Below are 364 nucleotides of genomic sequence, written 5' to 3'. Positions count from 1 at the left end.
CGACTATATGAAACTGTTCGCTGAGCAGGTCCGTACTTACGTACCGGCTGACGACTACCGCGTACTGGGTACTGATGGCTTCGGTCGTTCCGACAGCCGTGAGAACCTGCGTCACCACTTCGAAGTTGATGCTTCTTATGTCGTGGTTGCGGCGCTGGGCGAACTGGCTAAACGTGGCGAAATCGATAAGAAAGTGGTTGCTGACGCAATCGCCAAATTCAACATCGATGCAGATAAAGTTAACCCGCGTCTGGCGTAAGAGGTAAAAGAATAATGGCTATCGAAATCAAAGTACCGGACATCGGGGCTGATGAAGTTGAAATCACCGAGATCCTGGTCAAAGTGGGCGACAAAGTTGAAGCCG

At 50.8% G+C, this 364-nt stretch carries 2 protein-coding genes; both read left to right on the top strand.

Annotated features, from left to right (window positions below; translation table 11 throughout):
- A partial coding sequence (locus tag FN960_RS23605; protein ID WP_221936834.1) for a hypothetical protein occupies positions 1 to 259 on the top strand: 259 nt, incomplete at its 5' end.
- A 14-nt stretch (positions 260 to 273) separates the two neighbouring features.
- On the top strand, positions 274 to 364 hold a 91-nt coding region (locus FN960_RS23600; protein WP_143850775.1), incomplete at its 3' end, for a biotin/lipoyl-containing protein.

Origin of the sequence: Alkalicoccobacillus porphyridii (assembly GCF_007293315.1) — a bacterium.
Classification (GTDB): Bacteria; Bacillota; Bacilli; order Bacillales; family Bacillaceae_D; genus Alkalicoccobacillus; species Alkalicoccobacillus porphyridii.
The sequence above is the reverse complement of the archived record's forward strand: the minus strand, read 5'-3'. Positions and strand labels throughout refer to the sequence as shown.